Annotated in this window: 27 protein-coding genes; 21 read left to right on the forward strand and 6 right to left on the reverse strand. The window is 61.2% G+C overall.

Going from position 1 to position 24,865, the window contains the following annotated elements:
• Nucleotides 1–169: 169 nt before the first annotated feature.
• The 5 genes from VE092_RS22925 to rpsF all read right to left on the reverse strand — a co-directional run bounded on the left by VE092_RS22925 (nt 170) and on the right by rpsF (nt 3,331).
• Entirely contained in the window at nt 170–1,615 is a 1,446-nt protein-coding gene (locus VE092_RS22925; protein ID WP_006462641.1) for a replicative DNA helicase, read from the reverse strand.
• Between the two features lie 205 nt (nt 1,616–1,820).
• Nucleotides 1,821–2,273 (reverse strand): 50S ribosomal protein L9, encoded by a 453-nt coding sequence (gene rplI / locus VE092_RS22930; protein ID WP_324880199.1) that lies wholly within the window; start codon nt 2,271–2,273, stop codon nt 1,821–1,823.
• 26 nt (nt 2,274–2,299) lie between these two features.
• Nucleotides 2,300–2,584: a 30S ribosomal protein S18 gene (gene rpsR / locus VE092_RS22935; RefSeq protein WP_006462643.1), complete on the reverse strand. Its 285-nt coding sequence runs from the start codon at nt 2,582–2,584 to the stop codon at nt 2,300–2,302.
• 54 nt (nt 2,585–2,638) lie between these two features.
• Nucleotides 2,639–2,941 carry a primosomal replication protein N gene (gene priB, locus VE092_RS22940; protein ID WP_324880200.1) on the reverse strand — a complete coding sequence of 101 codons (303 nt, stop codon included), beginning with the start codon at nt 2,939–2,941 and terminating at the stop codon, nt 2,639–2,641.
• Between the two features lie 24 nt (nt 2,942–2,965).
• Entirely contained in the window at nt 2,966–3,331 is a 366-nt protein-coding gene (gene rpsF / locus VE092_RS22945; protein ID WP_006462645.1) for a 30S ribosomal protein S6, read from the reverse strand.
• Between the two features lie 317 nt (nt 3,332–3,648).
• Between rpsF and lexA the strand changes: the two genes are divergently transcribed.
• The 10 genes from lexA (at nt 3,649) to VE092_RS22995 (ending at nt 13,746) form a co-directional block, all read left to right on the forward strand.
• Nucleotides 3,649–4,302, forward strand: coding sequence for a transcriptional repressor LexA (gene lexA / locus VE092_RS22950; protein ID WP_324880201.1), 654 nt, complete (start codon nt 3,649–3,651; stop codon nt 4,300–4,302).
• Nucleotides 4,303–4,501: 199 nt separating this feature from the next.
• Nucleotides 4,502–6,475 carry a tetratricopeptide repeat protein gene (locus VE092_RS22955; RefSeq protein ID WP_324880202.1) on the forward strand — a complete coding sequence of 658 codons (1,974 nt, stop codon included), beginning with the start codon at nt 4,502–4,504 and terminating at the stop codon, nt 6,473–6,475.
• A gap of 323 nt (nt 6,476–6,798) precedes the next feature.
• Complete coding sequence (locus VE092_RS22960) at nt 6,799–7,887, forward strand: flagellin (RefSeq protein WP_324880203.1); 1,089 nt, start codon at nt 6,799–6,801, stop codon at nt 7,885–7,887.
• Between the two features lie 78 nt (nt 7,888–7,965).
• The gene (locus VE092_RS22965; RefSeq protein ID WP_324880204.1) at nt 7,966–8,325 is read left to right on the forward strand and encodes a flagellar protein FlaG; all 360 of its coding nucleotides are present in this window, start codon (nt 7,966–7,968) and stop codon (nt 8,323–8,325) included.
• A 230-nt stretch (nt 8,326–8,555) separates the two neighbouring features.
• Entirely contained in the window at nt 8,556–10,625 is a 2,070-nt protein-coding gene (gene fliD, locus VE092_RS22970; protein ID WP_324880205.1) for a flagellar filament capping protein FliD, read from the forward strand.
• Nucleotides 10,626–10,654: 29 nt separating this feature from the next.
• Nucleotides 10,655–11,113 (forward strand): flagellar export chaperone FliS, encoded by a 459-nt coding sequence (fliS, locus tag VE092_RS22975; RefSeq protein ID WP_324880206.1) that lies wholly within the window; start codon nt 10,655–10,657, stop codon nt 11,111–11,113.
• Between the two features lie 5 nt (nt 11,114–11,118).
• Complete coding sequence (locus VE092_RS22980) at nt 11,119–11,448, forward strand: flagellar protein FliT (RefSeq protein ID WP_324880207.1); 330 nt, start codon at nt 11,119–11,121, stop codon at nt 11,446–11,448.
• Between the two features lie 2 nt (nt 11,449–11,450).
• Entirely contained in the window at nt 11,451–12,632 is a 1,182-nt protein-coding gene (locus VE092_RS22985) for a flagellar hook-length control protein FliK (protein ID WP_324880236.1), read from the forward strand.
• Complete coding sequence (locus VE092_RS22990) at nt 12,619–12,963, forward strand: EscU/YscU/HrcU family type III secretion system export apparatus switch protein (protein ID WP_324880208.1); 345 nt, start codon at nt 12,619–12,621, stop codon at nt 12,961–12,963. Before VE092_RS22985 ends, VE092_RS22990 begins: the two co-directional genes overlap by 14 nt.
• A 27-nt stretch (nt 12,964–12,990) precedes the next feature.
• On the forward strand, nt 12,991–13,746 hold the full coding sequence (locus tag VE092_RS22995; protein ID WP_324880209.1) for a flagellar brake protein: 756 nt from the start codon (nt 12,991–12,993) through the stop codon (nt 13,744–13,746).
• 121 nt (nt 13,747–13,867) lie between these two features.
• Here the strand turns inward: VE092_RS22995 and fliE are convergent, their stop codons facing one another.
• Entirely contained in the window at nt 13,868–14,224 is a 357-nt protein-coding gene (gene fliE / locus VE092_RS23000; protein ID WP_324880237.1) for a flagellar hook-basal body complex protein FliE, read from the reverse strand.
• 249 nt (nt 14,225–14,473) lie between these two features.
• On the opposite strand from fliE, the gene fliF reads away from it, so the two are divergent.
• From fliF to fliP, 11 genes are all read left to right on the forward strand, one after another.
• Nucleotides 14,474–16,258, forward strand: a complete 1,785-nt coding sequence (fliF, locus tag VE092_RS23005) for a flagellar basal-body MS-ring/collar protein FliF (RefSeq protein WP_324880210.1) — start codon at nt 14,474–14,476, stop codon at nt 16,256–16,258.
• The gene (gene fliG / locus VE092_RS23010; protein ID WP_006462657.1) at nt 16,251–17,246 is read left to right on the forward strand and encodes a flagellar motor switch protein FliG; all 996 of its coding nucleotides are present in this window, start codon (nt 16,251–16,253) and stop codon (nt 17,244–17,246) included. Before fliF ends, fliG begins: the two co-directional genes overlap by 8 nt.
• Before the next feature lie 59 nt (nt 17,247–17,305).
• On the forward strand, nt 17,306–18,010 hold the full coding sequence (gene fliH / locus VE092_RS23015) for a flagellar assembly protein FliH (protein ID WP_324880211.1): 705 nt from the start codon (nt 17,306–17,308) through the stop codon (nt 18,008–18,010).
• Between the two features lie 38 nt (nt 18,011–18,048).
• Nucleotides 18,049–19,455, forward strand: a complete 1,407-nt coding sequence (gene fliI / locus VE092_RS23020) for a flagellar protein export ATPase FliI (RefSeq protein WP_324880212.1) — start codon at nt 18,049–18,051, stop codon at nt 19,453–19,455.
• A 37-nt stretch (nt 19,456–19,492) separates the two neighbouring features.
• Entirely contained in the window at nt 19,493–19,933 is a 441-nt protein-coding gene (gene fliJ, locus VE092_RS23025; RefSeq protein ID WP_324880213.1) for a flagellar export protein FliJ, read from the forward strand.
• A gap of 86 nt (nt 19,934–20,019) precedes the next feature.
• Nucleotides 20,020–21,309: a flagellar hook-length control protein FliK gene (locus VE092_RS23030; protein ID WP_324880214.1), complete on the forward strand. Its 1,290-nt coding sequence runs from the start codon at nt 20,020–20,022 to the stop codon at nt 21,307–21,309.
• 127 nt (nt 21,310–21,436) lie between these two features.
• Nucleotides 21,437–21,952, forward strand: coding sequence for a flagellar basal body-associated protein FliL (gene fliL / locus VE092_RS23035; protein WP_324880215.1), 516 nt, complete (start codon nt 21,437–21,439; stop codon nt 21,950–21,952).
• Nucleotides 21,953–21,981: 29 nt separating this feature from the next.
• Entirely contained in the window at nt 21,982–22,986 is a 1,005-nt protein-coding gene (fliM, locus tag VE092_RS23040) for a flagellar motor switch protein FliM (RefSeq protein WP_324880216.1), read from the forward strand.
• 2 nt (nt 22,987–22,988) lie between these two features.
• Entirely contained in the window at nt 22,989–23,444 is a 456-nt protein-coding gene (gene fliN / locus VE092_RS23045) for a flagellar motor switch protein FliN (protein ID WP_006462664.1), read from the forward strand.
• 19 nt (nt 23,445–23,463) lie between these two features.
• The gene (fliO, locus tag VE092_RS23050; protein WP_324880217.1) at nt 23,464–24,069 is read left to right on the forward strand and encodes a flagellar biosynthetic protein FliO; all 606 of its coding nucleotides are present in this window, start codon (nt 23,464–23,466) and stop codon (nt 24,067–24,069) included.
• A 46-nt stretch (nt 24,070–24,115) separates the two neighbouring features.
• Nucleotides 24,116–24,850, forward strand: a complete 735-nt coding sequence (gene fliP, locus VE092_RS23055) for a flagellar type III secretion system pore protein FliP (RefSeq protein ID WP_324880238.1) — start codon at nt 24,116–24,118, stop codon at nt 24,848–24,850.
• The last annotated feature ends 15 nt before the right edge of the window (nt 24,851–24,865 follow it).

Here is a 24,865-nt window from a genome sequence, read left to right on the forward strand (position 1 = left end):
GGCGCCGTTTCGAACCGGCCTGCGGCTTGCCCCCTTGGAAGCCGGAATCCCGCCCTGCCGGTCCTGCACGGACGGCCTCGGGAGCCATCCGCCTTGCATGACACGGGTGGCCCTCGCCACCCGTGTTCCTCCTGCGGCGACGGCCATCGCTGCCCGCCACCCCAACCGTTCAGTCGCCACCGTAGGGCTGCGCCAGATTCCCGATATAGTTGTCGTACTTGGTATACATCCCCAGGAAAGACAGGCGAATGCTGCCAATGGGGCCATTACGCTGCTTGCCGATAATGATTTCCGCAGTGCCCTTGTCGGGCGAGTCCGGATTGTAGACTTCATCCCGGTAAATGAACAAAATGACGTCGGCATCCTGCTCGATGGCGCCGGATTCGCGCAAGTCAGACATCACCGGGCGCTTGTTGGGACGCTGTTCCAGCGAGCGGTTCAGCTGCGACAGCGCAATCACCGGGCAATTGAGTTCCTTGGCCAGGCCCTTCAGGCTACGCGAGATTTCCGAGATTTCGGAGGCGCGGTTTTCCGACGAGCTGCCACCGTTACCCGACATCAGCTGCAGGTAGTCGATGATGATCAGGCCCAGCTTGCCGCACTGGCGCGCCAGACGACGCGAGCGTGCGCGCAATTCGATGGGCGACAGCGCCGGCGTTTCGTCGATGTAGAACTGGGCATCGTTCATCTTCTGGATGGCGTGCGTCAGGCGCGGCCAGTCCTCGTCCAGCAGGCGACCTGTACGCAGGCGGTGCTGGTCCAGACGACCGACCGAGCCCAGCATACGCATGGCCAGCTGGGCGCCGCCCATTTCCATGGAAAATACCGCCACCGGCAAGCCGGATTCGATCGCCACGTGTTCGCCGATGTTGATCGAGAACGCCGTCTTACCCATGGAAGGACGACCGGCGACGATAATCAGGTCGCCCGGCTGCAGGCCGGAGGTCATCTTGTCCAGATCCATGAAGCCGGTAGGCACGCCGGTGATGTCGCTGGTGTTGTCGCGGTTGTAGAGTTCGTCGATACGCTCCACCACCTGGGTCAGCAGCGGCTGGATTTCCATGAAACCCTGCGAGCCGCGCGAGCCCTCTTCGGCGATGGCGAAGATCTTGGATTCGGCTTCGTCGAGCATGGACTTGACGTCCTTGCCCTGCGGGTTGAAGGCATTGCCGGAGATTTCGTCGGCCACCGTGATCAGCTTGCGCAGGATGCCGCGGTCACGCACGATCTCGGCGTAACGGCGAATATTGGCCGCCGACGGCGTGTTCTGCGCCAGCGCGTTCAGATAGACCAGGCCACCGACCTCCTCGGCCTTGCCACTGGTAGACATGGCCTCATAGACCGTGATCACGTCCGCCGGCTTGGTGCTGTTGATGAGCTTGACGATGTGCTCGAAGATGATGCGGTGGTCGTAGCGGTAGAAATCTTCCGCGCTGACGAAATCGGCGATGCGGTCCCAGGCTGCGTTATCCAGCAGCAGGCCGCCCAGCACCGATTGCTCGGCCTCGATGGAGTGTGGCGGCACACGGAGCGCATCGATCTGGGGATCGGAAGACTCCTTCTGGCCGCGGAAAAATTCAGGATTGCCGCGGGACGATTCTTTCATGGCGCGCATTATAACCTGCTGATGTGAAGCCGTTGGTTCAGGTGGACGTTTTTGCAGGATCATGCCGACCCGAGGAACGTATGTGAGGTTTCATTCTTGCCGGGTGGCAGGCCAGCAGGCTTTTCCCGCAGGTGGAGCAGAAGCAAAATGACAATAAAAAAGCCAGGCGAACCCGGCTTTTCTATTGCAAAACGAATTGCAGTAAACAGGCGTATTACGCTTGCTCGCCCTTCACTGCGATGGTGACGTCGACCACCACGTCGGTGTGCAGAGCAACCGACACAGGGTGTTCGCCAACGATCTTCAGCGGGCCGTTGGGCAGACGCACTTGCGATTTTTCCACGGCAAAACCCTTCTTGCCAAGGGCTTCAGCGATGTCGAAGTTGGTCACGGAACCGAACAGACGACCGTCAACGCCGGCCTTCTGCGACACTTCCACGGTGGCACCAGCCAGCTTCTCGCCTTGGGCTTGAGCGGCAGCCAGCTTCTCGGCAGCGGCCTTTTCCAGCTCGGCGCGCTTGGCTTCGAATTCAGCGATGGCAGCGTCGGTAGCACGACGGGCCTTGCGTTGCGGGATCAGGAAGTTACGTGCGAAACCGTCCTTGACGCGCACGACATCACCCAGACCGCCGAGATTAACGATTTTTTCCAACAGAATGACTTGCATGTTTTTCTCCTATTTCTCGGCGCAGATTACGCGTTGTGCAGATCGGTGTACGGCAGCAGGGCCAGGTAACGCGCGCGCTTGATGGCGGTGTCAACCTGACGCTGGTAGTGGGCCTTGGTACCGGTCAGGCGTGCCGGCATGATCTTGCCGTTTTCCTGGACGAAGTCCTTCAGGGTGTCCACGTCCTTGTAATCGACCTGCTCAACGCCAGCGGCGGTGAAACGGCAGAATTTCTTGCGCTTGAACAGCGGGTTTTGCTGTTGACGCTTGTTTTTCAGCTTGCTTTTATCGAACTTTTTACCGAATGCCATGATTTGGCTCCTGTATCTAAAAATTGGGTAAGGTCTTTTTAGCGCAGTCTCTCGTCAGTCTTCGGACGGGACAGCGCCAAAATCAACGATATGAAACACGACGCTCTTGCTGTTGCGATTCCTGCGGGCCAGAAAGCCGGTGAAGCGGAAGACTTCTCCCAGCGCAGCCTTGTTGAGCGCACCGGAGATTTCTCCTACTGCCATCGCCGCGATCTCGAATTCGACCTGGCGACGCATGCCAGCTTCCATCTGCTCCGACTGGTGCTGCAACCTGGCAGTCACGATCGGGATACCGGCCGGCGTATAACGCAATACATCACGTTCGGCCAGGCTGGCGATGACTTGAAGCTGGTTCACTCTCCGCTATGAATCGCAGCGCAATCAGGCTGCCGGTGCTTCGGTACGGCTCTTGGCCGCGTCTTCCTTCTGCACTGCCTTCAGGATGGGGGAAGGACCGGTTTCGGCCTTCTTCATCTTGACGGTCAGGTGGCGCAGGACGGCGTCGTTGAACTTGAAGCCGGTTTCGATCTCGGCCAGCGTTTCGCTGTCGACTTCGATGTTCAGGCAGACGTAGTGAGCCTTGGCCAGCTTCTGGATCTGGTAGGCCAGTTGACGACGACCCCAATCTTCGACACGGTGAACCTTGCCGCCGCGGGTGGTGACGATGCCCTTGTAACGCTCGATCATCGCCGGCACTTGCTCGCTTTGGTCCGGGTGGACGATAAATACGATTTCATAATGACGCATGTAGACTCCTTATGGACTTATTGAAGACGCCCACCCCGGCGTCAAGACGGGTGTGGGAAGAGGAAAACCCAAGATCATACACGGTTTTGCACGGAACAGCAATGTCGGCTATCGCCGGCGAGGCCAGGCGGAGACAGTGGCGCGGCGATTCCGGACCTCTGGCGGGTCGCACGATCCTTCACCTCACTATATATAAAGTGGAAAGCCCGTGCTTTCCATGCCGGAAAACGCCTGTTGCCGTTGACACAAGGATTGCACCTGTATAAAAATACAGACTGTTCATCCACACAGCCTTCCCCGAGAGAAAGGCCCACCCCATGCTCAAACTGACCGCGCGCCAGGAACAGATCCTGAACCTGATCAAGAACGCCATCGAGAACACCGGCTTCCCCCCCACGCGCGCCGAGATCGCCGCCGAGCTGGGCTTCCGCTCCGCCAATGCCGCTGAAGAGCACTTGCAGGCTCTGGCCCGCAAGGGCGCCATCGAAATATCCCCTGGCACCTCGCGCGGCATCCGCCTGCGTGAATCCGGCGGCCAGACCCTGGGTGCAAGGCAGATGGCCCTGCCTCATCCGGCCTTGATGCAGCTGAGCCTGCCGCTGATCGGACGGGTCGCTGCGGGCTCACCGATCCTCGCCCAGGAGCACGTGGAAAAGACCTATCAGGTCGATCCGGCGATGTTTGCCGGCAAGCCTGATTACCTGCTGAAGGTGCGCGGCATGTCCATGCGCGACGCTGGCATCCTCGACGGCGACCTGCTGGCGGTGCGCAAGGCCGATCAAGCCCGCAATGGCCAGATCGTCGTGGCACGACTGGCTGACGAGGTCACCGTCAAGCGCTACCAGAAGACCGGCTCGGTCATCACCCTGTTCCCTGAAAATCCGGAGTTCGACCCCATCATCGTCAAGCCTGAGGAAGAACAGTTTGCGTTGGAAGGGCTGGCAGTGGGCCTGCTGCGCAGCTGGAACTGATGCTCCGGGCAGCACGACTGCCCGCCTTTCACGCAACGGCAGCGCCCCGCCCCTTGCCCCTTCAACAAAAACCTTCGTCTAAAACGAAGGTTTTTTGCGTTCTATTCGCCTCTTCGGCATCCGGCCCTTGCGCATATTATTTCTGCTGGATAGCTATGTCTGGCGCAGCGCATGCGCCCAACCAAGAGGACCCTTTTAGATGTCGACGCGCAAGAGCAGCAACAAGCACGGCAACCCCACCCAGGCCGCCGCCCGGTCCAATCTGCAAGACTTGCTGGATGTCCGCAAATGCCTGGACCTCCTGGACAATCGCAAGGTTGATGAGGCCAAGGCGCTGTGTATCGCAGTGCTGGCCCGCGCGCCCAACCTGGTATTTGCCAACCATGCACGCGGACTCATCGCCATGCACGAGGGCCTCAACAGCGAAGCCGAACTTTATCTGCGGAAGGCCATCGCTGCCGATCCACAGAATGCCGAATACCTGAGCAATCTGGGAAGCACACTCCTGGCGCAGGATCGTATCGACGAGGCCATCAGCACCTATGAACGGGCCATCGCAGTCGACAAGGAAAGCCGCACGGCCCGCATCGGCCTGGCCAATGCCCTGCATGAAAAGAACGACCCGGACGCCTCAATCGCCTACTTCGAAGATGCGGTCAAGCGCGAACCCGAGGCTCCTGGCCCGCTCTCACACCTGGGCCGGGCACTGGTGGAAGCCAAACGCTATGACGAAGCGGTCGCCACCATCCTCAAATCGCTGGAGCTGCAGATCAACTTTGCCCCCTCGCACACCGCCCTGGGGGAAGCCTTCCATGCCATGGAGATGTACAAGGAAGCCCTGGAGTCTCACAAGACCGCCATCCTGCTGGATCCGACAGATACCTATGCCCACAACAAGATTGCCGATACCTATCTGAAGCTGAACAAGGTTGGCGAAGCCCACGAACACCTGCTACGGGTCATCGACATCGCACCCAAGGACCCCAACAGCTACCTCAAGATCGGCGCCAGCTACTTCTCCGCCGAGGATCGCTTCGACGATGCCATGCGCATGTTCAACAAGGCATTGGAGCTGAATCCCAAGCAGGCCTTGACCTATAACAACATCGGCGCCATCCAGCACGATCATGGAGACACCCACGAGGCCGTTGAAAGCTTCCGCAAGGCGCTCGAACTGCGCCCCAACTATCCGACGGCCAAGCACAACCTGGCCCTGAGCCTTTTGCTGCACGGCGAGCTCAAGCAAGGCTGGGCGTGCCACGAGAGCCGCCTGGAAACCAGGGAACGCGCCTACGTCTACAAGCTCATCCACAAACTGTTCCAGATCATTCCCAAGTGGGATGGCAAAAGCTCACTGGAGGGCAAGTTCGTACTGCTGATGCACGAGCAGGGTTTTGGCGACAGCATCCAGTTCCTGCGTTATGCGCGCCTGGTCATGGATCGCGGCGCCCGGGTGGCGGTGCACGTGAAGAATCCGCTGTATCGGCTGTTCCAGTCGTTCACACCAGAAGTCACCCTGATCCGGGAAAGTGACCCGCTCCCCCCCTGCGACTGCGCCTACGTGATGATGAGCCTGCCCTACGCCCTGGGCACTGATACCGTGGACGACATCCCCTCCTTCCCCAGCTACCTGGCAGCCGATCCGCTCCTGGCAGAAGACTGGCGGCAGAAAATTGCCTCGCTGACAACATCAGAACAGCATCTGCGCGTGGGCGTGGTGTGGGGCGGCAACCCGGAGCACGGCAATGATCGACACCGTTCGATTCCTCTGGAGACCTTCAAGCAATTGTTCGGCCTACCGAAGATCGAGTTCTACTCCCTGCAAAAGGGCAAGCCCATGGAAGGCTTGAAGAACTTGCCTGCGGACCGGACCGCGCACAATCTGGGCGACCAGTGCGCAGACTTTGCCGATACCGCCGCCGCCATCCACAACCTGGATCTGGTTATCAGCGTGGATACCTCCGTGGTGCACCTGGCCGGCGCCATTGGCCACCCCACCTGGGTGCTGCTGCCACATATTCCCGACTGGCGCTGGCTGCAAGACCGTGACGATTCGCCCTGGTACCCGAGCATGCGCCTGTTCCGTCAGCCGACCTTCAGTGACTGGGACTCGGTGATAAAACGCGTCGCCGAAGAGTTAATCAGTTTGCAACAGAAAAAGGTGCAGCAATAAGACTGCATCCCGGCGCATTCCAGGACAACAGCCGCTCGCACAGAGCGGCTTTTTCGTTGGAGCGAAAATTTCTCGGTTTCAACAAAGATTTCCCTAAAGTTTTCCTGATCGGCGTCGAAAAAGGATTTGCTTGGAGTTTCAAAGCACGTAGTTTTAGTTCGGAAAGCCTTGAAAAAGATTTTTTTGCGAAAAACCCTAAACTTTTTCCAAGACTGCCCGATAAAGCAATCAACAGAGGTTGAAACGCCTGGGGCTCATGGGTAGAAGACCAAAGTTAAGCACTGAAACTCGGATCATCGGTCTCAAATCTTAGGAGAATTAACATGGCATCAGTCATCAATACCAACATTGCGTCGCTGAACACGCAACGCAATCTGAATGCGTCGCAGTCGTCGCTGAACACCTCGATCCAACGCCTGTCCTCCGGTCTGCGCGTCAACAGCGCCAAGGACGACGCCGCCGGCCTGGCCATCGCCGACCGCATGAACTCCCAGATCAAGGGTCTGGCAGTTGCACAACGTAACGCCAACGACGGCATCTCGATGGCCCAGACCGCTGAAGGCGCTCTGTCCACCGTGACCGACAACCTGCAGCGTATGCGTGAACTGGCTGTTCAAGCTTCGAACGGCACCAACAGCGCGCAAGACCGCAAGACCCTGAACGACGAATACAAGCAACTGTCCAGCGAAGTCTTCCGCGTGCTGAACGGCACCAGCTTCAACGGCCAAAACCTGTTCACCGGCGCTGGTCAAGGCGCATCCGCTGGCGTCGGTTCGGACTCGGCCAATGTCAAGTCCTCGCTGACCCTGTCGTTCCAGGTTGGCGCCAACGTTCAAGACAACAAGCTGAACGACCAGATCACCATCACCCTGGATGACCTGTCGAACAACGGCACCATGTCCGACGTCATCGGCACCAGCGCCAAGGGCCTGATCGGTCTGGGCGACACCACCGGCGTGAGCACCGCTCAGAACACTTACACCTCGGCCAAAGCCAAGCTGGACAACCTGTTCGCTACCGGCTCGACCCTGACCGCCAGCGCCCTGGCTGCTTCGGCCGTGACCCTGCAAAAGGCTGTGGACAGCGCCAAGCTGGCTCTGGACAAGGCAGTTGCTGCTCCGTCCGCACAAAGCGACGCACAGAAGGCGATCACCAACCTGGACAAGGCCATCAGCCTGATCTCGTCCAAGCGTGCAGAGTTCGGTGCCGTTCAGAACCGCTTCACCGCGGTCATCAGCAACCTGCAAGTGTCGAGCGAGAACATCACCTCGTCCCGTAGCCGTATCATGGATACCGACTACGCAGCAGAAACTGCCAACCTGACCCGTGCGCAGATCCTGCAACAGGCTGGTAACGCAATGCTGTCGCAGGCCAACTCGGCACCGCAGCAAGTCCTGTCGCTGTTGAAATAAGCCTGATAGCTAGGTAGGATGACGTGCGGAGGATAGGCTTTATTCTCCGCACGTTCCTTTAAGGAAGGGAGTAGTAACATGTCGATTGCCCCACTTAATATCACAGCTGCTGGCGATTCCGGTACGGCATATGCCTTGCCGCAGACCGCCGTCAAGCCCGATCCCGTGGTATCGACCATCGCACCGGCAGCCACACCGGAAGCACGTCGCGCAACAGAGAGCGATGTCAACGATGCCGTGAGCAAGCTCAACGACTTTGCCGCGAACAATGCCTCCGCCCTGAATTTCTCGAAGGATCAGGACACCGGCAGGACCATCGTCAAGGTTGTCGACACCGCCACCGACACCGTGATCCGCCAGATCCCCAGCGAAGAAGCGATCGCCATCGCCAAGTCCATCGACAAGATGCAAGGCCTGCTGATCAACCACAAGGTCTGAATTGAACCTGAGTCTGGTACGAACTGCAGTGGCTCGAAATACCGCGTGCGCCCATGTTCGCTCATGGCGCATGGCGGATTCGACTACCCCAGTTCATAACGGATTCGCCTAATATCCCGCACAGCGTCCCTCCTGCACCGACGCCGTACTAGAGAGCCATTCTCCTCTTGACCGCGCGCGCAGCTCCCCCTAAAGCGCTGTGCCTCATGCAAAGATTCAGGAGTTGAACCATGGCCACTTCCACCGGCACTATCTCCACCTCGGCGGGCCCGCTTGACGTCGCCACCCTGGTCAGCCAGCTGATCTCGGCGGAAAGCCAGTCGCAGCTGACCCCACTGACCACCCAGGCCAGCAGCTACAACACCCTGATCTCTGCCTATGGCAGCCTCAAGAGCGCCCTGTCGACCTACCAGTCGGCCATCAAGGGAATGAGCGCGGCCAGCTTCAGCTCTCAGAAGAGTAGCGTCAGCAACGCCGGCCCCGGCAGCAACCTGACCACCGATCCGTTTTCGGCCGACATCAACAGTGATGACTCGACCAAGATCCTGGCACAGAAGATCAAGTCCGAAGGTGTTGCCAGCGGCACCACCTTCAATGCCGGCGATTCGCTGGCCATCAAGGTCGGCACCAACCAGCCCACCTTCATCACGCTCAAGGCCAATTCGACGCTGGCTGGCGTACGCGATACCATCAATGCCTCCAAAGCCGGCGTGACTGCCTCCATCGTCACCGATGGCAGCGGCGACCATCTGGTGCTGGAATCGAATACCGGCGGCACCGCCAATACCATCAAGGTCACGGCCAACAACAGCCTGTCGCGCTTCGCCTACGATCCGTCAAGCTCGACGCCCAGCACCACCACCCAGATCCAGGCTCCGCGTGACGCCACCAAGGCGGCCTCGGGCACCTATTCGGTCGGCGTGACGCAACTGGCACAGACGGCCAAGCTCAGTTCGGCCGGCATCGCACCGGGCAGCACCTTCGAGAACGGCCTGCTGGCCATCAAGACCGGTACCGGTTCGACCACCATTATCAAGCCGACGACCAATAGTCTGGCCGGCGTGCGCGATGCCATCAACAGCAGCGATGCGGGGGTCAATGCGACCATCGTCAACGATGGCACCAATGACCATCTGGTCATCACTGCCAAGGACAGCGGTGCTGCCAACACCATCCGGGTCACCGGCACCGACGACTTTGCAGTGTTCAACTCCGACCCCAGCGGCACGGTAACTTCCGCTAACGTCAGCAATGGCAAGGTCTACACTTCCGGCACCCTGAACCTGAAGGTCGGCAACACCAGCTTTGCCATCAACCCGACGGCCAATGCCAGCGGTGACATCGACCTGACCCAGGTCATGACCGCCATCAACGGCGCCAGCGCCGGCGTGACGGCCTCGATCACCAATGATGGCACCAACAGCCGCCTGGTGCTGACCCCGAACGGCGCGAATGCCACGGCGGCCGTTTCACTGACCGGAGATGGCGATTACTCCGGCCTGACCTCCAGTGGCATGGGGCAGTTGCTCAAGGCGCAGGATGCCACGCTGTCCATCGACGGCGTGACCGTGACCAGCCCCAGCAACAAGGTAGAAAACGTGATTTCGGGCGTGACCCTGAACCTGTCCAAGGTGACCACCTCGGCCGACAACTTCACGCTCAACATCAGCAACGACACCACCGGCCTGACCAGTGCGGCCAATACCTTCGTCTCGGCCTATAACACGCTGGCCAAGGCGATTGCCAGCATGACTGCACAGACACCGTCGACCACCCTGGGCGAGGCCAACAACTCGGCTCCACTGGCCAGCGAGTCGTCGGTGCAGACCATCATGACCCAGTTGCGCAGCACGCTGTTCTCCTCGGTGGATGGCGGTAACGGCATCAGTACCCTGTCCGACATCGGCATCGCCTTCCAGAAGGACGGCACCCTGGCGCTGGACGCGACCAAGTTGTCGACCGCGGCCACCAACAATTTCGCCGGCATCGCCAACCTGTTCGCCGGCACCGATCCGGATCCGACCAACACCACCTCCTCCAAAAATGGTATCGTCACCAAGTTGACGACGCTGATGACGAACCTGTTGAGTGACAATGGCATCATCGCCACCAAGACCAACGGCCTGCAAGCCAGCCTGAAGATCAACCAGGATCGGCAGACGGCCGTGCAGACCCGCCTGTCCAACCTGAAAGATGCCTACACCAACCAGTTCAACCAGCTCAACCTCACACTGTCCAGCATGCAATCCACGCAAAGCTACCTGACCCAGCAGTTGGCCAGCCTGGCCAAGAACAGTTGAGCCTGAATCCGCGAACATAGGAGAAAGTCATGTTCGGAAGCATGAAACGCGGGGCCAACGCCTACGCCAATATCGGGGTGGAAACCGGCGTGGTCGCCGCCAGTCCACACAAGCTCATCACCATGCTCTTCGACGGCGCCCTGGTGGCTATTGCCCTGGGCAAGAAGCACATGAGCGAAGGCAATATCAAGGACAAGGGTGAATCCGTCACCAAGGCCATCCTGATCATCGACAATGGCCTGCGCGCCAGCCTCAACAAGGAGGTCGGCGGCGAACTGGCACTGAACCTGGACGCTCTCTATGAATACATGAGCCGGCGCCTGTTCGAGGCCAATGCCACCAATAATCCGGCCATCCTCGACGAGATCCACGGCCTGCTGGATGACATCCGTTCGGCCTGGGAACAGATCGGCCCGAACGCTGCACAGTCAGCACCGCAGATGGCGGTACTCCAGGATCATTCCCAACCCAGTTTCGCAAAGGCCTGACGGATATGAACGGTGACGAAGTCATCGCCATTTACGAGTCGATCTCGCAATTGACTGACGAAATGCTGGCTGCCGCACGCGCAGCGGACTGGGACCTGCTTGCCGCCCTTGAGACGCAATGTGGCAAGCACATCGCCAACCTGCGCAATTGCGAGGATCATGTGACGCTGCGGGAAGACCTGCGCCATCGCAAGGTCGACATCATCAAGAAGATCCTCGAAGACGACCGCCACATCCGCAACCTGACCGAACCGGGATTGCGCAAGCTGTCGGCGCTCATCCAAAGCAACCAGACCGAACAGAAGCTGCTCAATACCTACGGCATGGGTAGTTGACCATGCTGCCGCGGGCCGATATCGCCAGCGCCGTCCAGCCTGTCCATGCAGTCGAAGCGGCCACCGCCGTGGTCGCGGTCGCCGATACCCGGCAGGAAGCCTTCAGCCGGCTGGCCCAGATCGCCATCGGCCAGCAGATGTCGGGCCGCATCCTCTCCAACTTCAGTGATGGCACTTTCCTGGTACGCATTGCCAATACGGCAGCGCGCATGGTCTTGCCCAACACTGCCAAGGTCGGTGATTCGCTGATCCTGACGCTGGTCTCCAAGGACCCTCGTCCCACTTTCTCGGTCAACGAAGGCAGCATCCGCAGTGACGAGGACAGTGCCTCGGTCGCCCTGAGCAATGCCGGGCGCGCCATGCAGAAGGACCTCAAGTCTCTGCAGTTCGTTACCCGCGACGAGAGTGGCGCCGGCCAGATCGGCCAGAACGAGGAAGTCCCCGCCGATGCCCGTGCCAAGGGGGCGAACCAGAACCCGTCTGGCGCACCCGCCAGCAGCACCACTACCCTGAGCAATGCCGGTCGCCTCATCGGCAGCCTGCTGCAGGCCTCCCAGCAGGGTGACATGGCTGATCACGTCAGTGCCCCTGCCCCGCTGATGGCCAAGCCCAACGCGCCGCCGGAACAGATGGCGGCCGCCCTGAAGGATGCCATCGCCTATAGCGGCGTTTTCTACGAATCGCACGTCTCGGCCTGGGCCGCCGGCCAACGTCCGGCCGAGGAGCTGATGAAGGAGCCGCAGGCCCAGGTAGCCGCCCAGAAAGGCGGCGACATCAACCTGCTCAGCCAGAGCGACCCGGCCCAGAACCAGCTGGGGCAACTGATCAATCTGCAGCTCAATGCCCTGGAACAGCAACGCGTAGTCTGGCATGGCCAGGTCTGGCCTGGCCAGAAGATGGAATGGGAAATCAGCCAGGAACACGACCATTCCTCCGGTGCGCGCGATGACGAAGCGTCGCCACCCACCTGGCATAGCGTGGTGCGCTTCAATTTCGCCCAACTGGGCAGCGTTTCCGCTTCGATCCGCCTGATCGGCCAGCAGATTCACGTGCAGGTGAAAGCCGACAACGAAGCTGCAGCCGCCGCGCTACGCGGCCACAGTGGCCTGTTTGCCAACGCCATGGCCGCTGCCGGCACCTCCCTCGACTCCCTGACCGTCAAGCAAGCCGATGGAGAAACCTAACATCCCCCTGCAGAATGCCGTCGCGCTGGCCTACAACGCCAGCCAGGCCGCGCCCCAGGTCGTCGCCAAGGGCCGCGGCCTGGTGGCCGAGGCCATCATTGCACGCGCCCGGGAAAGCGGCGTGTATGTCCACGAATCCAAGGAACTGGTCTCGCTGCTGATGCAGGTCGAACTGGACCAGCAGATCCCCCCGGTCCTCTACCGCACCGTCGCCGAATTGCTGGCCTGGCTATATCGTATTGAAAATATGCAATTAAGTGAGTCTGTGATGTATGATACGGGGTTAAATTATTCCAATAATTCCCCAGGGGAAAGCGATCCCACTCGCTGAATTCAGACGTACAAGACGCACAGATAGATGGCTAATCACGACGAGATCGACGACGACAGCCCATACCGGGTTCATTCACGGCGGGAGATCATTGCCCTGCTGACCAGCATGATGGAGAAAAACCAGCTCCTGAGCCTGCTGATCAAGGGCGGCTCCGAGTCCGTGATCACTTCCATCCTCGAGGTGGATGCCGATGACGACTCGCTGATCATCGATGCCGCCCCCAGCGCCATGCTCAACGAAAGCATCGTTTCCAGCAAGCGCATCAATTTCGAAGCCCTGTACAACAGTATCCGCATTACCTTCGCAGTTGATGGCGCGCGCCAGGTCGAATACCAGAACCGCCCCGCCCTCCGGGTCGATATCCCGGAAAGCCTGGTGCGACTCCAGCGCCGCGAGTTCTTCCGCATACCCACGCCCATCGCCAAGCCGCTGCGCTGCACCTTCCGCATCACCCAGGCCGATGGTTCCTTCGCCACCGTGGTCACACTGCTCAATAACATCAGCGCGGGCGGCGTTGGCATCACCGACGAAAAGAAGATCCTTCCGGTCACGCCCGGTGTGATCTACGAAGATTGCCAACTGGAACTGGGCGACAATACCCTGGTCTCGGTAAAGCTGCAGGTGCGGGATTGCAAGGAATTCAAGATGACCAACGGCAAGGTGGTCAACCGCTTCGGCTGCCAGTTCGTCGATATCCCGCGCACCGTGCTGGCGGCCATCCAGCGCTTTATCACCAAGCTGGAACGCGAGCAGAACGCCAAGGCCTCCGGCATGCTGTGAGTCCCATAGGAACGCGAGCCGCGGCTCCAATGAAAACACCCCAGCAACCGGCCGATCCGGTTGCTGGGGTGTTTTCATTGAGGCCCGCCCTGGGGCAGGCCGAGGCGCCCTTTTTCCCTGGCTACAGCTGCATGGTCATGATGTCACGATAGGCCGACACCAGTTTGTTGCGCACCTGGATGCTGGTCTGGAATGAAATGCTCGCCTTTTGCGATGCAATCATGACATCCGAAAGATTCACGCTATCGTCGCCCATAGCGAAGGCCTGCGACATCTTGGCCGCTTTCTGCTGGGAATCATTGACCTGATCGATGGCCCCCTTGAGCACATCGGCAAAATCCACCCGCTGGGCCGGCTTCTCGGCCTTCAGGCTGCCCTGGACCGGGTCGGTCACCCCCTGTGCGCGCGCGGCGGCGGCCTTCAGCTGGGCCACCATCGCCTCAATCTTGCTGGTATCAATCACGCTTTCGATCGCCATTTCCCACCTCTTGAGTTCATCTTGCCTGTTCCACAGGAGGGCAGCGCGCACCCCTGCCATTTACAGCAGCACCTTAACACTGCCGCATTGACAAAACGCACCAATAAGCGGGGAATTTGCCATTCTGTTCGGCCGATCAAAATCCCGCTTCCAACGGACAATCCACACTGAGCAAAAAACCTCACAAAGGTAGGCAGTGAATAAAGTCTTTATCAAGCTGGCAATCGCGGGGACGCCAGAGGGGAAATCATGGCGGTAGCAGCCGACGGCACGATGACCGGCGAAACCAATACCACGGGCGAGGTCAGCAACGCTGATGGCATGCCCCAGGGGCAACCCGCCCAGGGTGGCGTGGTCGGCTATGCCCGCTCGCCGCAAGGCAAACGCATCCTGCTCATCATTGCCGCCGCCGCCACCCTGGCGTTGATGGCCGGAATCTGGCTGTGGAGCCAGAAGGTCGAATACCGCGTCCTGTTCTCCAATTTCAATGACCGCGACGGCGGCGCCATCGTGGCCTCGCTGCAGCAGATGAACGTGCCGTACAAGTATTCGGAAGGCGGCACGGCCATCCTGGTCCCCGAAAACATGGTGCACGACGCCCGCCTGAAACTGGCCGCTCAAGGCCTGCCCAAGGGCGGCAACGTCGGCTTCGAGCTGATGGAAAACCAGAAGCTGGGCATTTCCCAGTTCCTGGAACAGGTCAACTTCCAGCGCGCCCTCGAAGGCGAACTGGCGCGCTCGGTACAGTCCCTGTCCTCGGTGCAGACTGCCCGCGTGCACCTGGCGCTACCCAAGGCCTCGGTCTTCGTGCGCGACCAGCAGAAGCCCACCGCCTCGGTGGTGTTGAGTCTGTATCCCGGCCGCTACCTCGACCAGCAACAGGTCAGCGCCATCGTCCATCTGGTGGCCAGCAGCGTGCCCGAACTGTCGCCCAAGTCGGTCACCATTGTCGATCAGAACGGCAACCTGCTCTCCGACACCACCAAGCAGTCCCAGACCAATACCCTGGACCCGACGCAACTGAAGTATGTCCAGGACATGCAACAGGACATCGTCAAACGCGTCGAGTCGATCATCGCCCCCATCGTCGGTAATGGCAACGTGCGCGCCGAAGCCACTGCGGACGTTGATTTCTCCCGCACAGAGCAAGCCTCCGAGGCCTACAAGCCCAACCAGACCAAGGACACTGCCGCGGTTCGCAGCAAACAGAGCAGCGAAGCCAACAGCGCCACCTCCGGCACCTCGGGTGTACCGGGCGCGCTGACCAACCAGCCGCCGGCACCGGCGACCGCACAGATCGTCAACCCGGCCGTGGCCAATGGCGCCGCCAACCAGAACGGTACCGCCGCCACGCCCAATGGCGCAGCACCGGCCCCCACGGCCAGCGGCAATTCGCGCAAGGACGAAACGATCAACTACGAGGTCGACAAGACCGTGCGCTACACCCAGCAACCCATGGGCGGCGTGCGTCGCCTGACGGTGGCGGTGGTGGTGAACTACAAGCGCACCATGGACAACACCGGCAAGATCGTCATGCGTCCGCTTACCGAAGCCGAACGCAACCAGATCACCGACCTGGTCAAGGAAGCGATGGGTTACAACAAGGATCGCGGAGACTCGCTCAACGTGGTCAATACCCAGTTCAGCACCGACATGGAGCCGGAAGTGCCGCTGTGGAAGCAGCCGGGCATGATCGAGCTGGCCAAGGAAATCGGCAAGTACGTGCTGGTGGCCGCAGTCCTGCTGTTCCTCTACTTCCGTGTGCTGCGCCCCATCGTCTGGAAGCTGTCGGGCCGCGAAGAGCGCGAACGCCTGGCCAAGGAAAAGGCCGAGGCCGAAGCCGCCGCCGCAGCAGCAGCCGTGGCCGCCGGCTTCGATCCGGACGATCCGGATGCCATCGTCAACCTCTCGGGCGAACCCGAGGTCGACGAACGCGCGGCCTACAAGGCCAACCTCGAAACCGCCAAGCAGTGGGCCAAGAACGATCCGAAACTGGTGGCAAGCATCATCAAGTCATGGGTGAACAATGAGTAACGACGGCGTTCAGAAAGGTGCCATCCTCATGCTCGCCCTGGGCGAGGATGAAGCCGCCGAAGTCATGAAGTACCTGGGCCCGAAAGAGGTCCAGAAGCTGGGCGCGGCCATGTCGGCCCTGCGCAACGTCAGCTTCGAGGAAATCAATGAAGTGCTGGAAGCCTTCGTGGCCGAGACCGGCCAGGCCTCTTCGCTGGGCCTGGATTCGGACGAGTACATCCGTAGCGTCCTGACCAAGGCGCTGGGCGACGACAAGGCCACCTCCCTGCTCAACCGCATCCTGGGTGGCCGCGACGCTTCCGGTATCGAAAGCCTCAAGTGGATGGACGCGCAGTCGGTCGCCGAACTCATCCGCAACGAACACCCGCAGATCATCGCCACCATCCTGGTTCACCTGGAGCGCGACCATGCCTGCGGCATCATCAACAATTTCACGGAACGTTTGCGCAACGACGTCATCCTTCGTATTGCCACCCTGGACGGCGTGCAGCCGGCCGCGTTGCGCGAACTCAATGATGTGTTGACCAAGCTGCTGACCGGCAACGAAAGCCTGAAGAAGCAACAGATGGGCGGTATCCGTACCGCAGCCGAGATCCTCAACTTCATGTCCGGCGAGAACGAGACCTCGGTGATGAACAACCTGCGCTCCTACGACGAGGACATGGCGCAGAAGATCATGGACGAGATGTTCGTCTTCGAGAACATCATCGACATCGACGGCCGCGGTATCCAGCTGCTGCTGCGCGAAGTCCAGTCCGAGTCGCTGATCGTGGCCCTGAAGGGTGCATCGCAAGGCCTGCGCGACAAGATCTTCGCCAACATGTCGCAACGTGCGGCCGAGATGATGAAGGAAGACCTGGAATCCAAGGGACCGGTACGCCTGTCCGAAGTGGATGCCCAGCAGAAGGCCATCCTGCAGATCGTGCGCCGCCTGGCCGACGAAGGGCAGATCGTGCTCGGCGCCAAGGGCGAGGACGCGTTCATCTGATGCAGTCAAGGCAGATGCAGTTTGCCGTCGGCATGCCGGCCTGAGGAGTCAAAGAAGCCATGCGTGCAAAGATCATTCCCAAGGAAGAAATGACGCCCTACCAGCGCTGGGAGCTGGCGTCTTTCCACGACGAACCGGAACCGGAGCCGCAAGCGGAGCCGCAGATCGAGGAAGAATTTCTCGAAGAACCACCGCCGGTGCCACAACTGACGGCAGAGCAACTGGACGCCATCCGCGAAGCGGCGCGCCAGGAAGGCTTTGCAGAAGGCCGCCAGCACGGCCTGCAAGCCGGCCGCTCGGAAGGCTACATGGCCGGTCTGCAGCAAGGTCAGCAGGAAATCAACGAAGTCATCCAGCATTTCCGCCAGATCGCGGTCAACTTCAGCACCGAAGTCTCTCAGTGCAGCGAACGCATGGCGCCCGAAATGCTGGACCTGGCACTGGACCTGGCCAAGGCCATGCTCAAGACCGCCCTGCAGGCGCGTCCGGAACTGGTACTGCCGAGCGTGAGCGCCGCCATCCATGCCCTGCCCGTGCTGCAACTGCCGGCCAGCCTGACCCTGCATCCGGAAGACGCCGCCCTGGTGCGCGAACACATGGGCGCCGAACTGGCCCAGCAGGGCTGGAAGATCGACGAAGATGCCCAGATGGACCGCGGCGGCTGTCGCGTCGAAACCCGCACCAACCAGATCGACGCCACCACCCAGACACGCTGGAAACGCATAGGCGAGTCGCTGTCCAAGCAGCTCGACTGGCTGGATTGAGGTGGCGCCCTTGATAGCGACCTGACCGGGAGGCCTGCATGAACTCCCCGATGCCATCCCATAGCAGCCTGTGGCAAGCCTACCTGCACAACTGCCGCAGCCTGGTCTCCATGGCCGAACCGACCATGACCGCCGGCCGCATCACCCGCGTCGCCGGACTGGTGATGGAAGCGGTCGGCCTCAAGCTGCCGGTCGGCAGCCCCTGCAACGTCCCCCTGCCCAATGGCACCCTGATCGAAGCGGAAGTCGTCGGTTTCCAGGATGATCGCCTGTTCCTGATGCCGCAGAGCGATGTCGAGGGCATCGTCCCCGGCACCCGCGTCTATCCGGTCGAACCGGTGCGCCCGCCACCACGGACCGGCCCCATCAGCTTCACCCCGCGCCGTGTCGACGAACACAGCCGCCGGCTACCGGTGGGCGACGAATTGCTGGGCCGTGTGCTCGATGGCGCGGGACGGCCGCTGGACAATCTCGGCCCGCTGCATACCGAGCGTTCCGCGCCACTGGGCGTGCGTGCCGCCAATCCGCTGGGCCGGGCGCCGATCCGCGACATCCTCGATACTGGCATCCGTGCCATCAACACCATGCTTACCGTCGGCCGCGGCCAGCGCATGGGCCTGTTTGCCGGTTCGGGCGTGGGCAAGAGCGTGTTGCTGGGCATGATGGCGCGCTATACCAGCGCCGATGTGATCGTGGTCGGGCTGATCGGCGAACGCGGCCGCGAAGTCAAGGAATTCATCGAACAGATCCTGGGCGCCGAAGGCCTGGCGCGCTCGGTGGTGGTGGCCGCTCCGGCCGACACTCCGCCCCTGATGCGGCTACAGGGAGCGGCCTACTGCACCTCGATTGCCGAGTATTTCCGTGACCAGGGCAAGGACGTGCTGCTGATCATGGATTCGCTCACCCGCTATGCCATGGCCCAGCGCGAGATCGCCCTGGCCATCGGCGAGCCGCCTGCCACCAAGGGCTATCCGCCTTCGGTGTTTGCCAAGCTGCCGGCGCTGGTGGAACGTGCCGGCAATGGCGACGAGGGCGGCGGCTCGATTACCGCCTTCTACACGGTACTCACCGAAGGCGATGACCAGCAGGACCCCATCGCCGATGCTGCCCGCGCCATCCTGGACGGGCACATCGTGCTAAACCGCCAGCTGGCCGAGGCCGGCCACTACCCGGCCATCGACATCGAGCAGTCCATCAGCCGTGCCATGCACAGCATCACCGATGCCGACCACCAGCGCCGCTCGCGCCACCTCAAGCAGCTGTACTCACGCTTCCAGCGTAACCGTGACCTCATCAGCGTGGGCGCGTACGCCGCTGGCAGCGACCCCATCCTCGACGAAGCCATTGCCTTATTGCCAAGAATGGAAGCCTTTTTGCAGCAGGGTATCCACGAGCAAGCCGATGTATCAGAGAGCTTGAGGCAACTTACCGCTCTATTCGGGTGATTGAGCAGCAGCGGCCAAAAATATAATCTGAGCGATCATGGCTACTCCCTCCGCACTTGATACGCTGATCGAATTGGCGACCAAAGAGACCGACGAAGCGACCAAACGCCTCGGCCGGGCTATTCGCGTGAGTGAAGAAGCACAGCAGAAGCTGGGTATCCTGCAGCAGTACCGCGACGACTACGCGGCGCGCTTCCAGGAAACCCTGACCAATGGCTTGACCGCGCTGGCCTATCGCAACTTCCAGCTGTTCCTGGAAAAGATCGACAACGCCATCGACGGCCAGCAGAACGTAGTGCAGAGCAGCCAGCAGCGCGTGGCCGAAGCGCGCGCCGCGTGGCAGGCCTGCGAGCGCAAGCGCATGTCCTATGACACCCTGGCCGTACGCGCCCGGGACAAGGAAACGCGCAAGGAAAACAAGCGCGACCAGAAGGCCATGGACGAACACGCCGCACGGATCAGCTTCTACAAGCGCTGAGCCGGCAAGCCACAGGCAAGACCCGACGACCGCAACGCAAAGAGCACGCAGAGCACCGAGTAGCAAGTTACCGACAGGCCACCACCATGAACACTTCCCTGCCGCTGTTGAACGTCATTACCGGCTCGCAAGCCGCTACCGGTACGCGCTCCGGCAATCCGGCCGATAGTTTCTCGGCCGACGTCCCCTTCAACCAGGTGCTCAACAGCCAGGTCAGCACGCGCAACCAGGAAAACCAGTCCCAGGACAAGCCGCAGACCGCAGCGGCCGCGCAGTCCGCCGCCACGACGAACCAGGCCGCCCACAGCGAAACCACCGGCCAGGCCGCCGCTGCCAAGGGCGAAACCAAGCAGGACGTGGCCGACAAGGAAAAGGACGACGACAGCGACGACACCACCACCCAGGCTTCGGCCGAACTGCTGGCGCTGGTGGCCAACATCGCGCAGAACGCAGTCAAGCCGGTCAGCGAGGGCAAGAGCGAGAACACCGAGGCCGACCTGCTGGCCCAGGCCAAGCGCAGCGGTGGTGCGCTGTCGCTGGCGGACCAGAGCCAGGCCCTGCTGGCGGACGGCAAGCAAGGCAAGATCGACCTGGCCGGCCTGCAGGACAGCATGGCTGCCAAGGGCAAGCTGGACAACGCTGCACTGGGCGGCAAGGCGGGCGGCACGGAAGCCAATCCGCTGGGCCAGGAAAAAGGCAATGGCGGCAAGGGCGACAAGCCCGCCATCGACCTGAGTGGCGATGCCAAGGCAACACCCAAGGAAGATTCCACCGGCCTGGCCCGCATCCAGTCGGCCAAGATCGGCGCCGACGCCGCGCCGGCGGCCAAGCAGGACCTGCCGCAGAGTGGCCCGGCCCCGTTGGTGGTACCGGCCCTGCAGCAGAGCCTGGCCGCCAGCCAGCCGCAGGCCGTCTTCAGCACCTATACCGACAAGATCCAGCCCAATGTGGGCAGCGCCGGCTGGGATCAGGCGGTTGGCAGCAAGATCACCTGGATGGTCAGCGCCGGCATGCAGAGCGCCTCGCTGAGCCTGAACCCGCCCGACCTGGGCCCGATGCAGGTGGTCCTGAACGTCCACAACCAGCAGGCCGATGCCACCTTCATCACCGCCCAGCCGGAAGTCAAGCAGGCCCTGGAAGCGGCCATGCCCAAGCTGCGCGAGATGATGGATCAGGCCGGCATCCAGCTGGGCCAGGCCACTGTCAACACCGGCATGCCCAACCAGCACCAGGGCGGCGCCGGACAACAGCAAGGCCGCGCCGCATCGGCGCCAGGCAGCTTCGGCAAGGACCAGGATGGCGAGCTGGCGGTCACCGCCACCAGCACGCCGGCCGCGACCAGCAGCGGTCTGGGGCTGGTAGATACCTTCGCCTGAATCGCACCGGATCTGAACCACTTACAAAAAATGCAATTTCGTCCGCGTCGGGACTCAACAATAGGCATTCTCTGCCGATAAGCAGATATCCTCGCACTCCGCGCTGACGAACTGAAAGGACTAGTAGATGGCAACAAAAGGAAAAGCCCCTGCCAAGGGCGCTGAAGCAGACGCAGCACCGGCCAAATCCAGCAAGAAGATGCTGTTCATCATCATCGGCGTGGTACTGGTGCTGGTCATCGGTGGTGCCGGCGCCTTCTTCATGATGGGCGGCAAGGGCAAGAAAGGCGAGGACCATGCCGAGGAAAAGGCCGAGGCCAAGGCACCGACCTTCGTGGTCATCGAACCCTTCGTGGTGAACCTGCAGCAGGAAACCGGCGACCAGTACCTGCAGGTGGCCATGACCCTGCAAGTGCCCGATGGCCAGACCGCCGAAGCGCTGAAGCTGTACATGCCCCAGGTGCGCAGCCGCCTGCTGATGGTACTGTCCAGCAAGAAGGCTTCCGAACTGCTCACCAGTGAAGGCAAGCGCAAGCTCACCGACGAGATCATCGACCAGCTGGGCGAGCCGTTCTCGGGCAAGGGCAAGGGACCGCAGATCACCGACGTGTTCTACACCTCGTTCGTGATCCAACAGCAGTAACACCGCATCGCAGTCAGAGATTTTCGACCATGGCCGAGCATTTTCTATCACAGGAAGAAGTCGATGCCCTCTTGAAGGGTGTGACGGGAGACGAAGACGAAGAAAAAGTCGTCGAAGAAGCTCCTGGTACGGTACGTACCTACAACCTGGCTACGCAGGAACGCATCGTGCGTGGGCGCATGCCCACGCTCGAAATCATCAACGAGCGCTTCGCCCGCCTGTTCCGCATCGGCTTGTTCAACTTCATTCACCGTACCGCCGAAATCTCGGTTGGTCCGGTGAAGGTGTCCAAGTACAGCGAATTCATCCGCAACCTGGTGGTGCCGACCAACCTGAACCTGGTGCACATCAAGCCCTTCCGCGGCATCGGTCTGGTGGTGTTCGACCCGCAGTTCGTGTTCATGCTGGTGGACAACATGTTCGGTGGCGATGGCCGCTTCCACACCCGCATCGAAGGTCGCGAATTCACGCCCACCGAGCAACGCATCATCATGCGCGTGCTGGAGATCACCTTCGAGACCTACGCCAAGTCGTGGGAACCGATCTATCCGATCGAATTCGAGTTCATCCGCTCGGAAATGAACACCCAGTTCGCCAACATCGCCACGCCCAACGAAGTGGTGGTTTCCACCACCTTCACCGTTGAACTGGGCCCGGTGTCGGGTGAAATCCATATCTGCACGCCCTACTCGATGATCGAGCCGGTGCGTGACCGCCTCACCAGCAGCATGCAGGGCGAGGCACTGGAAGTCGACAAGCGCTGGATCCGCCTGATGAAGCAGCAGATCCAGACCGCCGAAGTCGAACTGATCGTCAATTTCGGCACCGCCCGCGTCAACTTTACCGACCTGCTCAACATGCAGGTGGGTGACGTGATCCCGCTGCAGACCAACGAGACCGTCGAGGCGCAGGTCGATGGCGTGCCGGTGATGGAATGCAGCTATGGCCAGTTCAATGGTCAATACGCCTTGCGCGTGGAAAAACTGCTGTCCATCACCCATCAAGAAACACCGGAAAGCTTTCAAGGAGATTAGTAATGGCTGATGAGAACGTAGCAGGCGCTGGCGCGGCGGAAGACGATCCGTGGGGCGCGGCCATGGCCGAGCAGACCCAGGCCGAAGAAGAGCAGAAAAAAGGTCAGATGGAAGACGAGAAGGGCATCACGGCCGCACCGGCTGCCGCCACCGTCTTCAAGGACCTGAGTGCCCAGGACATCAAGACCAACACCCCCAACGATATCGACTTCATCCTCGATATCCCGGTGCAGTTGACCGTGGAACTGGGTCGCACCAAGATCGCCATCAAAAACCTGTTGCAACTGGCGCAGGGCTCGGTGGTAGAACTGGACGGCATGGCCGGTGAACCGATGGACGTGCTGGTCAACGGCTGCCTGATCGCCCAGGGCGAAGTGGTGGTGGTCAACGACAAGTTCGGTATCCGCCTGACCGACATCATCACGCCCGCCGAACGCATCCGCAAACTCAACCGCTAAGCAGGACGGCTTGAGCTTGATGAAACGCATTTCCGCTGTATCCCACGCCTCATCTGCAACGCGCGCGCCGGGCAGCCTGTACCGCCCGCCAGCACGCCTGGGCGCGGCCCTGCTGTGCCTGGGCGGCGGCCTGCTGGCCTGTGCCCAGGCCTGGGCCGACAACGCGCCAGCGGCCAGCACCACGCCTACCGCTACCGCACCCGCCAGCGCAGTCCCCGCCATCACCGGCAGCGCCCTGCCCTCGTCCGGCGGCAGCGTCTTCACGATGCTGCTCGGCCTGGTGGCCGTGCTGGCCGTCATGGCCGGCATCGCCTGGCTGTTCAAGCGCTTCGGCCTGAGCCAGAACCTCGGCGGCAACGCCGCTGCCAGGGTAGTGGGCGGCGTCTCGGTCGGCGCCCGCGAACGGGTCATGGTCATCGAGGTGGGCGAACAGTGGATTGTGGTCGGTGTGGCGCCAGGTCGCGTCAACGCCCTGGCCACCCTGCCGCGCCAGGAAGTGGCGGCACAGCAGAGCGGCCACGCCGGCGCCCCGGCCTTCGCCACCTGGCTCAAGCACACCATGGACAAACGTAATGGCGGTACCGGCAACGGCCATCGCCCTGGTAACGATGGCAGCACAACCTGAACCGCAAGCTTTCTTGCGCAAGCTGGCCGCACGTGCAGCCGGCTTGCTGCGCAGCCGCTACTGGTGGCTGGTACTGGCCTGCCTGCCGCTGGCGGCTTCGGCCCAGCAAGGCCTTCCCGCATTGAACAGCATGCCCGCGCCGGGCGGTGGCACGAATTATTCGCTGCCGATCCAGACCATGCTGTTGCTCACCTCGCTGTCGTTCATCCCGGCGGCGTTGCTGATGATGACCTGCTTCACGCGCATCGTGATCGTGCTCTCGCTGCTGCGTCAGGCCCTGGGTACGCAGACCACGCCGCCCACGCAGGTGCTGGTCGGGCTGTCGCTGTTCCTGACCTTCTTCGTCATGAGCCCGGTATTCGACCGCATCTACACCGAAGCCTACCAGCCCTTCGCGGAAAACCGGATCCAGATGATGGAGGCACTCGACAAGGGTGCCGCCCCGCTCAAGGAATTCATGCTCAAGCAGACTCGCCAGTCCGACCTGGCGCTGTATGTCAAGCTCTCGCGCGGCCCGGCCCTGCAGGGACCGGAAGACGTGCCGCTGCGCCTGCTGGTGCCGGCCTTCGTCACCAGTGAATTGAAGACAGCCTTCCAGATCGGTTTTGCCATCTTCATCCCCTTCCTCATCATCGACATGGTGGTGGCCAGTATCCTGATGTCGATGGGCATGATGATGATGTCGCCGGCCATCGTCTCGCTGCCCTTCAAGCTGATGCTGTTCGTGCTGGTGGACGGATGGCAATTGCTGATCGGCTCCCTGGCCCAGAGTTTCTATTAGCCATAGGCAAGGACA

This window comes from Herbaspirillum sp. (assembly GCF_035644555.1).
Classification (GTDB): Bacteria; Pseudomonadota; Gammaproteobacteria; order Burkholderiales; family Burkholderiaceae_D; genus Herbaspirillum.

Excerpts from the sequence above, each read along its gene's own strand:
- VE092_RS22995 (WP_324880209.1), top strand. The coding sequence starts at position 12,991 with ATGGCTAATCACGACGAGATCGACGACGACAGCCCATACCGGGTTCAT.
- VE092_RS23030 (WP_324880214.1), top strand. The coding sequence starts at position 20,020 with ATGAACACTTCCCTGCCGCTGTTGAACGTCATTACCGGCTCGCAAGCC.
- fliD (WP_324880205.1), top strand. The coding sequence starts at position 8,556 with ATGGCCACTTCCACCGGCACTATCTCCACCTCGGCGGGCCCGCTTGAC.
- fliG (WP_006462657.1), top strand. The coding sequence starts at position 16,251 with ATGAGTAACGACGGCGTTCAGAAAGGTGCCATCCTCATGCTCGCCCTG.
- VE092_RS22980 (WP_324880207.1), top strand. The coding sequence starts at position 11,119 with ATGAACGGTGACGAAGTCATCGCCATTTACGAGTCGATCTCGCAATTG.
- fliH (WP_324880211.1), top strand. The coding sequence starts at position 17,306 with ATGCGTGCAAAGATCATTCCCAAGGAAGAAATGACGCCCTACCAGCGC.
- rpsR (WP_006462643.1), bottom strand. The coding sequence starts at position 2,584 with ATGGCATTCGGTAAAAAGTTCGATAAAAGCAAGCTGAAAAACAAGCGT.
- fliF (WP_324880210.1), top strand. The coding sequence starts at position 14,474 with ATGGCGGTAGCAGCCGACGGCACGATGACCGGCGAAACCAATACCACG.
- fliS (WP_324880206.1), top strand. The coding sequence starts at position 10,655 with ATGTTCGGAAGCATGAAACGCGGGGCCAACGCCTACGCCAATATCGGG.
- rplI (WP_324880199.1), bottom strand. The coding sequence starts at position 2,273 with ATGCAAGTCATTCTGTTGGAAAAAATCGTTAATCTCGGCGGTCTGGGT.
- rpsF (WP_006462645.1), bottom strand. The coding sequence starts at position 3,331 with ATGCGTCATTATGAAATCGTATTTATCGTCCACCCGGACCAAAGCGAG.
- VE092_RS22955 (WP_324880202.1), top strand. The coding sequence starts at position 4,502 with ATGTCGACGCGCAAGAGCAGCAACAAGCACGGCAACCCCACCCAGGCC.
- fliM (WP_324880216.1), top strand. The coding sequence starts at position 21,982 with ATGGCCGAGCATTTTCTATCACAGGAAGAAGTCGATGCCCTCTTGAAG.
- VE092_RS22925 (WP_006462641.1), bottom strand. The coding sequence starts at position 1,615 with ATGCGCGCCATGAAAGAATCGTCCCGCGGCAATCCTGAATTTTTCCGC.
- fliN (WP_006462664.1), top strand. The coding sequence starts at position 22,989 with ATGGCTGATGAGAACGTAGCAGGCGCTGGCGCGGCGGAAGACGATCCG.
- fliE (WP_324880237.1), bottom strand. The coding sequence starts at position 14,224 with ATGGCGATCGAAAGCGTGATTGATACCAGCAAGATTGAGGCGATGGTG.
- VE092_RS22965 (WP_324880204.1), top strand. The coding sequence starts at position 7,966 with ATGTCGATTGCCCCACTTAATATCACAGCTGCTGGCGATTCCGGTACG.
- fliO (WP_324880217.1), top strand. The coding sequence starts at position 23,464 with ATGAAACGCATTTCCGCTGTATCCCACGCCTCATCTGCAACGCGCGCG.
- VE092_RS22960 (WP_324880203.1), top strand. The coding sequence starts at position 6,799 with ATGGCATCAGTCATCAATACCAACATTGCGTCGCTGAACACGCAACGC.
- lexA (WP_324880201.1), top strand. The coding sequence starts at position 3,649 with ATGCTCAAACTGACCGCGCGCCAGGAACAGATCCTGAACCTGATCAAG.
- fliJ (WP_324880213.1), top strand. The coding sequence starts at position 19,493 with ATGGCTACTCCCTCCGCACTTGATACGCTGATCGAATTGGCGACCAAA.
- fliI (WP_324880212.1), top strand. The coding sequence starts at position 18,049 with ATGAACTCCCCGATGCCATCCCATAGCAGCCTGTGGCAAGCCTACCTG.
- fliL (WP_324880215.1), top strand. The coding sequence starts at position 21,437 with ATGGCAACAAAAGGAAAAGCCCCTGCCAAGGGCGCTGAAGCAGACGCA.
- VE092_RS22990 (WP_324880208.1), top strand. The coding sequence starts at position 12,619 with ATGGAGAAACCTAACATCCCCCTGCAGAATGCCGTCGCGCTGGCCTAC.
- VE092_RS22985 (WP_324880236.1), top strand. The coding sequence starts at position 11,451 with ATGCTGCCGCGGGCCGATATCGCCAGCGCCGTCCAGCCTGTCCATGCA.